The organism is Paenibacillus sp. sgz302115, assembly GCF_056120445.1.
In genome coordinates this window covers 41,146-50,132 of the sequence record NZ_JBVYOK010000034.1, presented here as the reverse complement: position 1 = coordinate 50,132, position 8,987 = coordinate 41,146, and the positions used below count along the sequence as shown (strand labels likewise).

At 51.0% G+C, this 8,987-nt stretch carries 8 protein-coding genes; 3 read left to right on the top strand and 5 right to left on the bottom strand.

Annotated features, from left to right (window positions below):
- Nucleotides 1-144: 144 nt before the first annotated feature.
- The gene (locus AC0LWN_RS30975; protein ID WP_474672193.1) at nucleotides 145-366 is read left to right on the top strand and encodes a hypothetical protein; all 222 of its coding nucleotides are present in this window, start codon (nucleotides 145-147) and stop codon (nucleotides 364-366) included.
- 80 nt (nucleotides 367-446) lie between these two features.
- Here the strand turns inward: AC0LWN_RS30975 and AC0LWN_RS30970 are convergent, their stop codons facing one another.
- The 3 genes from AC0LWN_RS30970 to AC0LWN_RS30960 are packed head-to-tail and all read right to left on the bottom strand — an operon-like array spanning nucleotide 447 to nucleotide 4,779.
- Nucleotides 447-2,030, bottom strand: coding sequence for a glycoside hydrolase family 43 protein (locus AC0LWN_RS30970; protein WP_474672191.1), 1,584 nt, complete (start codon nucleotides 2,028-2,030; stop codon nucleotides 447-449).
- Nucleotides 2,027-4,006: a YjhG/YagF family D-xylonate dehydratase gene (locus AC0LWN_RS30965; RefSeq protein ID WP_474672189.1), complete on the bottom strand. Its 1,980-nt coding sequence runs from the start codon at nucleotides 4,004-4,006 to the stop codon at nucleotides 2,027-2,029. The genes AC0LWN_RS30970 and AC0LWN_RS30965 overlap by 4 nt, the downstream gene beginning before the upstream one ends.
- 17 nt (nucleotides 4,007-4,023) lie before the next feature.
- Nucleotides 4,024-4,779 carry an IclR family transcriptional regulator gene (locus AC0LWN_RS30960; protein WP_474672187.1) on the bottom strand — a complete coding sequence of 252 codons (756 nt, stop codon included), beginning with the start codon at nucleotides 4,777-4,779 and terminating at the stop codon, nucleotides 4,024-4,026.
- 97 nt (nucleotides 4,780-4,876) lie between these two features.
- Here AC0LWN_RS30960 and AC0LWN_RS30955 point away from each other — a divergent pair, with 97 nt between their 5' ends.
- Nucleotides 4,877-5,791 carry a dihydrodipicolinate synthase family protein gene (locus AC0LWN_RS30955; RefSeq protein ID WP_474672185.1) on the top strand — a complete coding sequence of 305 codons (915 nt, stop codon included), beginning with the start codon at nucleotides 4,877-4,879 and terminating at the stop codon, nucleotides 5,789-5,791.
- Between the two features lie 115 nt (nucleotides 5,792-5,906).
- On the opposite strand, the gene AC0LWN_RS30950 is transcribed toward AC0LWN_RS30955, so the two are convergent.
- Together AC0LWN_RS30950 and AC0LWN_RS30945 are read right to left on the bottom strand one after the other, a co-directional pair.
- Entirely contained in the window at nucleotides 5,907-7,484 is a 1,578-nt protein-coding gene (locus tag AC0LWN_RS30950; RefSeq protein WP_474672183.1) for an alpha-L-rhamnosidase-related protein, read from the bottom strand.
- Between the two features lie 34 nt (nucleotides 7,485-7,518).
- Nucleotides 7,519-7,716, bottom strand: a complete 198-nt coding sequence (locus AC0LWN_RS30945; RefSeq protein ID WP_474672181.1) for an ABC transporter permease family protein — start codon at nucleotides 7,714-7,716, stop codon at nucleotides 7,519-7,521.
- 272 nt (nucleotides 7,717-7,988) lie between these two features.
- On the opposite strand from AC0LWN_RS30945, the gene AC0LWN_RS30940 reads away from it, so the two are divergent.
- Nucleotides 7,989-8,891: a helix-turn-helix domain-containing protein gene (locus AC0LWN_RS30940; protein ID WP_474672197.1), complete on the top strand. Its 903-nt coding sequence runs from the start codon at nucleotides 7,989-7,991 to the stop codon at nucleotides 8,889-8,891.
- Nucleotides 8,892-8,987 lie beyond the last annotated feature (96 nt).

The following is an 8,987-nucleotide window of genomic DNA, read 5'->3' as shown; positions in this document are numbered from 1 at the left end:
TGATCCCAGAGAGTGCTTCTTTCACAATCTCGAGTCGGATTTCCTCATAGGCTTTTCTCTTCTTCATGAAACTCGCCTCCCTCTTCTTTCAGTGTAATAAATTGGGGGGCAACTCTCCAGTTTCATTAGGGGGCCTAGGAGATAATGCTGTTGTTGACGCAGGATCGAAGGGAACAGCTGGAAATAACGGCAATAATGCCGTTGTTGGAGCAGGATTGGGTGGTACGCTCGGAAATAACAGCAATAATACCGTTGTTGGAGCAGGATCGGGAGGAACGACTGGAAATAAAAGCAATAATGCTGTTGTTGGCGCAGGATAAACTGAAGTGGAGAGACCCCACTTCAGTCTTCCAGCAGCCAGGGTGAACGCTATTTATTCCTGAAATTTGAACGCAGGGCGTAAACGATTGCCCTGAATGAACAGGGCTCTAATCACCAGATTTCTATTATTTGTGCTCCTTGTATTCAAAATAATCAAAATCAGCAAAATGACAGGAGCCGCTTAGGTCCTGGGCGCACATCCCGATGAAGGTGCCTGTAAACCTGATATAAGCCGGAAAATCATCGGATAAATGATAGATTTCCATGCTCTGGCCAATCTTCTCCCAGCTTGTATCACCGATACAGTAATAGAACTGTGCAAATTCCCGGTTGATTACTACCTTTAACTTGCAGCTTGTTGCGGCGGGCAGTGGAATCTGCTCAAACATAGAATCGTCGTACACTCCGTCCATGGAACGAACGATCCCCAGACATTTGCCTAATTCTTCATCATGAGTGATTCGCAAATACACGTAATCCTTCGTATCATAATAGACAATCAGTCCGGCCATCTGCTGAAAATGCTCCGGTTCGAACTCTAGGCTTGTTTCAGCACTGCAGCAGAAAGCCTGCTGGCGCAGGGCAACCAGGCTCTGGCGATGCAGGGAGCTCATGGACTCTCTTCCTCTCAAGCGCAAGTAGCCGGGCCGCTCCTGCAGGGAGAGCCAGGACTCATCGGCAGGAACACGCAAGGTGCTCCAGCGGACATCCAGCTCCGGGGCGTCAAAATCATCTCTCTCCGGGGGTGCTGGAAAGGGATGCGCAGGCATATCCGGGCCTTCTACCGTAAGGAAAGGCTGGTTCCCTCCACCGGAAAGGGCCAGCCATCCATCCGCTGTGAAGGCGCAGCGCTGAATCGCTGTCTCTCTGCCCAGATTGCAGTACTTATCCTTCACGGGACGGCCGCACAGATGGACCATATACCATTCATCTGTATGCGTGTGAACGAGGCAGGCGTGCCCGGCCTTTTGCAGCTCTAGTCCCCTGTCCCCGGCTGAGGTCAGCACCGGATTGTCAGGAGCGGTTTCATAAGGTCCTTCGATTTGCCGCGCCCGCGCTACGGTCACTGCATGGTTATACTGGGTGCCTCCCTCAGCCGTAATGAGATAATACCAGCCGTCTTTCCGGTACAGATGGGGACCTTCCGTCAGCCCGAGAGCTGTACCTTTATAGATAGGCAGCACCGGGCCGGTCAGCTTGTTCAGCTCTGGCGAGTATTCCTGCAGGACAATTCCGGCAAAGCTGTTGTTCCCGGTCCGATGGTCCCACCGCATATTAACCAGCCATTTGCGCCCGTCAGCATCGTGAAACAGGGAGGGATCAAATCCGCTGCTGTTCAAATAGACAGGCTCTGACCAAGGTCCTTCGATACTGGAGGCTGTTACTACATAATTGGGGGTGTCCTTGAACGCTCCCTGTCTGCTCTTGACATCGGTATACACCAGATAAAATGTCCCTGCGTCGTAGCTAAGGCAAGGAGCCCAGACTCCGCCGGAGTCGGGATCACCCTCCATATTGAGCTGCGAGCTGCGGGTCAGCACATGCGTAAGCAGCCTCCAGTTCACAAGATCACGGGAATGATGAATCCGCACTCCGGGAAACCACTCAAATGTAGATGTGGCAATATAATAATCCTCTCCCACTCTGCAAATAGACGGGTCCGGATGAAACCCGCGTAGAATAGGATTCTGAATCAGACTTCTGCTCATGATCTCCACCCCAATGCCTGCTGTCCCGCTTCTAGGACGGCAATAATTTTATCAACATCATAGACACAGCCTTGCCAGGTTCCGCCACTGGCCGCTTGCAGCGCTGCCCACAGCCGGGTATCGTCCGGCAAGCCCGGATCGACGGCCAGGGACGGGTGCGGAGTGCGGGAGGCCAGGATTCTGTCTCCTACCTCCCGCGATTCAGGCTGTTCACCCTCGCCAACCAGATTCACGCTTCCTTCAAGCCTGACAGTATCGACGAGCACTTCAACCCAATCATTATCCCGCAGTCTGCCGAGCGGTCCCCCGGCCAGCGCTTCAGGTCCCATATGGCCGATGCAGGCCCCCGTAGACACACCGGAGAAACGTGCATCAGTGATCAGAGTAACATGCTTCCCAAAGGGCAAATGCTTCAGCGCGGACGTCAATTGGTACGTCTCTTCCATTCCTGTTCCACTGGGGCCGCGTCCGATGACGGCAAGAATATCCCCTGCATGAATGAGACCGTCCTTAATGCTTCTGATCGCATCCTTTTCCGCAGTAAAAACCTTCACTCTCCCCACATGACGGTAAATGCCTTCACCGCTTAGAACCGCCGGATCAATCGCCGCCGATTTGATCACCGCACCTTCCGGGCACAGATTGCCGGTTGGAAACGTCATTGTGGAAGCAAGGCCATTCCGCTTGGCGTCCTGAGGACTCATGATAACAGTATCGGGATCAATGCCATCCGCCTCTCTCAAGCGATTGCGCATTTCCATCCGTCTCTGTGAGGTCTCCCACCAGTCCAGGTTTTCTCCCAGCGTCTTCCCGGTAACCGTCAGCACCGATTCGTCGATCAGTCCCAGCCGCCGCAGATGCAGCATAACCTCAGGAACTCCTCCGGCAAGAAAAACACGGATTGTCGGATGCGGAACGGGTCCGTTAGGAAGCACACTAACCAGACGCGGCACCTTACGGTTCACCCGATTCCAATCTTCAACCGATGGAATCCTCAGCCCTGCGGCATGTGCAATTGCCGGCAGATGAAGCAGCAGATTGGTAGAACCTCCAAATGCCGCATGAACCACCATGGCATTGGCTATCGCCTGATCCGTAAGAATATCCCTCATTACGATTCCGCTTTGGTCCATATGCAGCAGCGCGCGGAAGGATTGACGGCCTATATTCATCCACACAGGCTGTCCTGAGGGAGCCAGAGCAGAATGGGGTACCGCCATCCCGAGCGCCTCGGCAATGACCTGGGCCGTTGCGGCAGTCCCCAGGAATTGGCATCCCCCTCCCGGAGTGGCACAGGCACGGCAGCCCAGCTCTGCGGCCTCTTCCAGAGACAGCTCTCCATTGCTGAATCTCGCGCCGATACTTTGCACTTTACCTGCATCCTCTCCCTGGACCGGAGGAAGAGAAACGCCCCCGGGCACAATAATCCCCGGAAGATCACGCATTCCGGCCAGCGCGAGCATCATTGCAGGCAGCCCTTTATCGCAGGTGGCTACACCCAGCACTCCTTTACGCGTTGGCAGAGAACGGATTAACCGGCGCAGCACCGTGGCCGCATCATTCCGGTACGGGAGAGAGTCGAACATGCCCGTCGTTCCCTGGGAACGGCCATCGCAGGGATCACTGACATAACCGGCGAACGGAATGCCCTGATTGTCAGTGATTTCCCGGGCAATTTCCTCCATCATCACACCGATTTCCCAGTGGCCTGTATGATAACCAAGGGCCAGCGGACTGCCGTCCTCCCGCCGTATTCCCCCCATCGTGCCCAAGATGAGATATTGCGGCAGATTCAAGAGGAGCGGGTTCCAGCCCATTCCGGCATTCTGGGTCATTCCAAATATTTCACCGCTCGGGGCGCTGCGCAGCACCTCACCTGTAATGGGGAGGCTGCCTGTGGGGCCTTTCGCGGCTGTATGTACAGGAGCAGACTTATCCGGGGCCTCCCGCATGATCTCTTGCAAGCTCATTTCCACTCTGAACCCTTCTCTCTTTAAGAAGATAATTTCTTGGCAAGGTGAACAACTTCCGTTACCGCAGCCTCCTGTTTGTCGGCATAAGCGTGCTGCAGCATCGAGGTGCTCACTGACGCAACAGCATTCCCGGAAGCATCAAGAACCGGTGCAGCCACACAGCAGATTCCTTTAATGACCTCCTCCTGATCCACAGCGTACCCGTTATTGCGGATAGCGGCCAATACTGCGATGAATTCATTCCAATCCGTAACCGTATGTGCAGTGACCGGTGCTAAAGCTCTGTCTGGATATCGTCTTTCGAGCTCTTCCAAAGGAAGCATGGCGAGCATCATCTTGCCCATCGCTGTCGCATGTGCCGGGAACCGCATCCCTGGGCTGGACTCCAATTTTACCAGCGAAGCACCTTCCTGCTTGGCCAAATAAAGGATTTCGCTCCGGTCCAGCACAGATAACTGGAAGGTTTCACCAACATTCTTGGCACTCTCCGAAGAGAGCTTCAGAAAATGCTCCACAAGATTAATGTTCTGCTTACGGGATTCATTAAAAACCGTATTGTAATAAGAAACCCCCGCTCCCAGCGCGTATGCCTCATTCTCGTCCTTCTTCACCCAGGCCAATGCTTCCATCGTGCGCAGAAGAGAAAACATCGAGCTTTTATTGATGCCCGTGGCTTCACACAGATCCATCAGCTTATACTCCCCTGGCTTCTTGGAAATTGCCGTAAGAATCAAATCCGCCCTCTCCAGAGCGGGAACCCAATATTTTCGGTCCAAGCCTCAAGCTCCTCTCTTAAAAACCATTTGATAAAGCGTTTTTAGTTCAATATAATAATCTCATGTTTATAATAACAAACTAGGAGGCAAAAATAAAATGAATCTTATTCATGCAAATGCAGGAATCATTCCCCCTGTACCTACTATTTTGGATGAAAAAGGGAAACTTGACCGCACTGGAATGAAGACGCTAATCGACAGCTTGATTAAGAAGGGTGTACATGGTCTCTTCTTCCTGGGAACAGCCGGGGAATTCAGCCAGTTCAGCGCAGAGGAGCGGGAGGAAATTGCGAAGTTCTGTATTGATTGTACGGACGGACGCCTTCCGGTCTGGATTGGAACGGGCAGCAACACTACCTCCGAAGCTATCCGCCTTACTCAGCATGCTGCCAGAAGCGGCGCCACCGGCGTTGTCGTGATCAATCCCTACTACTGCAAGCTGAGTGAGGAAGCCTTATTCTCGCATTATTCCGCCATTGCCGAAGCGTCAGAGCTCCCCCTGATGCTGTACAACTTTCCCGCGCTTACCGGCCAGGATTTGAGTCCTGCCTTTGTCAGCCGCCTTGCGGCACGTTATTCCCATGTTATCGGAATCAAGGAAACGGTAGACCAGCTAAGCCATATCCGCCAGATGATTATGCAGGTAAAAGAGGTGAATCCGGCGTTCGCTGTATTCTGCGGATTTGATGAATATTTATTGCCTACCCTTGCGGCAGGGGGAGCCGGAGCCATTGCAGCCAGCGCCAATTTTGCCCCGCAGCTTATGCTCGGTGTGTACAGCAGCTTCCAGAATAACGATTGTGCAGAGATGCTTGAATATCACCGGAAGGTTATTGAGATCCCGCCGCTGTACAGTCTGGATGAGCCCTTTATCTCCTCGATCAAAGAAGCCGTGCGGTTGTCAGGTATTCCTGTCCCTACCTTCAGTCTTCCTCCATCAAGCCCTTGGAGTGAAGAGAAGGAGGAACAATTGAAACGAATCTTCAATAGAGCCGGTATTCCTTTTGTCTGATTAACTGGACTACTGCCAAAAAAACAGGTGAAGCACGCCATATATCAGCATGCCTCACCTGTTTTTTGCAAATTTGCCGGCCTGTCATCTTCCATCATCAGTTCAAATTAAGCCGTTATAAATGATATTTACGGATAAAATAAGACGGTGTACAGCTCCAGGCATGGCAATAGCTGTTGATTAAGTAACTTCCATAAGGAGAGAAATTTTTGTTCTCCGGATCATACAGCTCCCAGAAGGTGTCCGCTCCGTCTTTAATCATCTGTCCCCAATATTTTTTGATCTCCAGCGTTGCTCTTTCCCGTTCGCCAACCTGGATCAAGGCCTCAATCAAGTGATGCATCATATAAGGAGTGGTCAAGGATAAACCGGGTTTCTCCTCAAGCAGACGCACAAGCAGCTCTTTCCCTTTCGCTTCATCCAATACACCGGCCAGTACCATCCAGATTTGCGAGGCCCAGGAGATTTGCTGTTGTTCTCCGCTCACGAAGCAGTGCTCTGTATCACTCCATAGAAATTGCAATGCTGCCGCTGTGAGCTGTTCAATTCTCACCTTAAGGAACTCTTGATTGTGATCCTCCAGTATTGCCGCAAGCTGCAGTGCCGACTTCATATTATAGATTAGAATCGCCTGGGCGGAGGCTACTTTACTGAGCTGATCCTTCCAATCAACAAATGCCCACCACGTCTCATCGTCTTGTACGATATCACGCGTATTAATCCGTTCCAGCGACAATTCGATTTGCCGACATGCGGTTGGCCACAGCTCACGAAGCGTGTCTATATCCTGCGTGGCTTCATAATAGTCACTCAGCGTTGCAACAAAAAAGAGCGAATAGTCGAACAGATAGGTATCATCGGGAATGACCGCTGGCTTCATGAACAGGTTAGCCGAAATCAGCCCTTTATCTGTTGGATACGCGGCAAAAAGATACAGGCAGCGTTTGACCAAATCGTAATTTTTGAATGTTTCGTAATTGGCGAGCGCCTGCAGCCGCAGATCACCAAGCCAAAGTCTGCGGTCCCGCTTAGGCCCATCTTCAAAAACCTCCTGCATGCAGTCTTCCAACGTCTTGATGCTAACCTCATCAATTCGCCCAAGCTCCTCGTCCGGATGCTTCAGCGGAGCAATCAGCCCGCGCGAGGCCGACGTAACGGTAGTGCAGTAGACATTATCGAAGATCACCTTATACTTCACAGAGGTGTCGATTACCTGAAGCTTCAAATACCTGAAGCTATAGCGGCGCTCCATATGCAGTGTGTGAGGCAGCACATCCAGGTGACAGGTCTCCTCCTGCAGCCAGGAACGGCTTAACCAGCCATTGTATTCGGAAAAAACTTCCCCCATTTCAACCGGCATCTCTCCCAGGGTTACCTTTAAATACAGCGGCGAATCGGGCGGACTTCCGTCCGGCTCAATATGAAACGACAGCTTGCCTACCAAATGTTTGCCGAAATCAAGAATCACCTCATCCCCTTTCCCAAGGACAAGTGCCTGCAACTCATCTGCCGGCCCTACAACCTCCGTTCTCCATCCATGAACAGCTTCTTCATCGGCTATAACTTTAATCAAATGCTGCGGACGGCAGACCTCATGGAATAATTCAGGAATAAGCCGATCTGCCACCTGGGCAAAAGCTTCATTCTTCTCAATCCTCACTGCTACCTGCTGTTGAATGGCTTGGGACATCATCCAGCCTCCTAATTAAAATTCATCAATAAGCAGATCAACCCTTTACTGAACCAACGGTAAGCCCGCCCACAAAATATTTCTGCATGAAGGTAAATGCGATGAGCAGCGGCAGTGCGCACAGGAAGCAGGCGGCGAACAGCACATTCCACTGTGTAGGGTTCTGCTGGTCGCCCATGAAACCGAGCATAGCCAGCGGCAGCGGGGATTGCGAAGCTTTGGTAATGAAGATCATATTGAAAAAGTAATCATTCCAGATCCATACACCCTGCGTGATAATTACGGAATCAGCTGGATCAGCAAAAGCTGCTGCATCTTATCCTGGATGATCATACAGGCAAACCCCTGTCTTTTCAGTCCGAGCAGATGAACCGCTTTGCGGCTGCAAGTTACTATGTTCTGCTGACTGTATATAGTTCCGCGCAGATAGATTCGAAGCTTTTTGAAGGTGGCATTCATGAAAATTACATTTCAGTCCCGCACCCGGTGAACGAACATTTGGTATTCGTGGTATTCGCTTCTTATGAGCGGGTTACCTATAAAGGAATGGACACCAGCTTCGCGCTTCATTCCGCCGATCAATTGCTCGAACCGCTGCGCTCGATTCCCTATAATAAAGTATTTGCGGGTCTCAGCGCCGCTAGGTCCAATATGGGTGAATTAAATCAGGCGCAGAAGGAATGCTTAAGCGCAATGAATAGAAAGGGGATCATGGATTTCGGCTCCGTATTCCTGTACAACGCAGAAGACCGTCCTTCGGAAATGCCTTTATGGAATAAGACCGGGGATTTGATGTTCTATTTGGAAGCAGGACATTCCTCGAAAGTTAGGGAAAGTGTCGTTGATTTCTTTACTTTTTATATGCAGTTGCCGAGCGCCACACTATTCCAGCTCAAGCACCAATGCCGGGAACTGGCTGCGGAAATCAAACAATTGCTCGGATTACGTCTTCCGGATACTGCTTACCAAACGAGTTCTTCCAGCATGGAGACTGTACTTAATACATCATTTGACCCGGAGGAAATCCGGCAGTATTTTATAAATGTGCTGCCAGACCTGGCGGAATTGCTTAAAGACAGCACCCCTTATTCTTCACCGAATGTGATTGATAACGTGAAGGTTTATATTCACAGAAACTATTTGCAGGATCTGACCTTGGAGAAGGTCTCCTCTTTATTTTTTATGAACTCGAGTTATTTAAGTTATTTGTTCAAGGAGAAAACCGGAGAGAATTTCACGGATTTCATTAACAAACTGCGGATTGAAGACGCCAAAGCTTTGTTAAAATCCACCGACGACAAAGTATACATCATAGCAAATGCCCTGGGCTTTGAGAATGAGAAGTATTTCTTCCGCCTGTTCAAAAAGAGCACTGGACTCACACCCGAAGCTTACCGGAATCAGTCTTGAGTGCTAATCCAAAAACCCCGCCCAGATCTTGTGATTAGTCAAGCACCGGGCAGGGGCTTTGCCGCCGATGTATTGTGCGCCTAAAGATCGAATGCC

Bases quoted from the DNA above. Each gene is read 5' to 3' on its own strand.
- AC0LWN_RS30975 (WP_474672193.1), top strand. From the start codon at position 145: ATGCTGTTGTTGACGCAGGATCGAAGGGAACAGCTGGAAATAACGGCA.
- AC0LWN_RS30970 (WP_474672191.1), bottom strand. From the start codon at position 2,030: ATGAGCAGAAGTCTGATTCAGAATCCTATTCTACGCGGGTTTCATCCG.
- AC0LWN_RS30955 (WP_474672185.1), top strand. From the start codon at position 4,877: ATGAATCTTATTCATGCAAATGCAGGAATCATTCCCCCTGTACCTACT.
- AC0LWN_RS30950 (WP_474672183.1), bottom strand. From the start codon at position 7,484: ATGATGTCCCAAGCCATTCAACAGCAGGTAGCAGTGAGGATTGAGAAG.
- AC0LWN_RS30945 (WP_474672181.1), bottom strand. From the start codon at position 7,716: ATGATCTTCATTACCAAAGCTTCGCAATCCCCGCTGCCGCTGGCTATG.